We start from the raw sequence: 1,069 nt of genomic DNA on the forward strand, positions 1-1,069 counted from the left end.
GTGCAATAACCTTCGCTGACGGCCTCGCCATTGGCCAGACTGTCTTCGGGTACGGGCATGGCAAAATCCATGCCGCCAGAAAGTCTGGTTATCGGACGCACCTGCAACAGGAACAGGTGACCCTGATGATCAATGGCAAACTCCACATCCACCGGGCAGAGCAACAGGTCTTCCAGCTTTGTCACCATCTCCCTGAGTGCTGAAACCGTGTCATCACTGAGTCGCTGCCCACCGTCGTCTGGTGGGGCATCTGACTTATAAATGATTGTCTCCGAATAGCCGTTATTATCCGTGTTTTTTTGAAGGATGAATTGACTTGAAACCGTCCCGGGAAAGTATTGAACGCTTTCAGCCCCTTCTTCGCCAGAAATATCGATGCGGTGGGGCGTGTTACCTGACTGTCCTGCCACAACACCCCTGGGCTGACCGGGTGTGTACTCAACCCTGATGGTATCATCCTGAAAGGATTGAAAGCTCATGGCGACCCCGCCATATCGGCAATCAATGCACTGCTGGATGATCAGTGCCATGGTGGGTGGTATCACTCCGGGACAAACTTCAGGCCGGTAACCTGAGGCCATGACCTTGAGACAGGTTCGCAGAACATCCTCTTCTCCCTGAACTTCCGAGAGGTATTTACCTGCCTGGGCATCGCCGTAGTTGTCCTCATTGATGCCAGAACTGCGGATAATCACCGGCTGTGACGTGGATTGTTCTTCAAGCTGACAGCGCAGATTCCTGATGTGGCAGGCTGCCTCAGAATCTTTAACCTGTTCGTAAAAGTCACTACTGACAATGAATTGTGTCAGACCCTCCAGCCATTTATCCATTTTGTTTTTCTCTGATGGTGGCGAGGTATTCAGGTATTCCCTGATTTTTATCAGACTCCACCCTGCTTCCGGTTCAAAGACGATCCCGGGTAGATAGCGGGCTAAACGATGGGAATCCAGAGGGTGTTGTTCAAGCGCATTCATTACCCGGGCTGAAACACATTTGAACGGCGGGACTGGCAGCTTTATTGCCGCCATGCGTTGCAAAAACATCCCCTTGCCCCCAAGTTGCTCACGGC

1 protein-coding gene is annotated in these 1,069 nt (G+C 52.0%); it reads right to left on the reverse strand.

Translation table 11 applies throughout. The features are described 5' to 3' along the window. Positions 1 to 1,043: PEP/pyruvate-binding domain-containing protein (locus tag KDK19_RS10820; RefSeq protein ID WP_257291934.1), on the reverse strand; the 1,043-nt coding region annotated here is incomplete at its 3' end. Positions 1,044 to 1,069: the final 26 nt, after the last annotated feature.

The sequence above is a fragment of the Endozoicomonas sp. ONNA1 genome (genome assembly GCF_024606325.1).
GTDB lineage: Bacteria > Pseudomonadota > Gammaproteobacteria > Pseudomonadales > Endozoicomonadaceae > Endozoicomonas_A.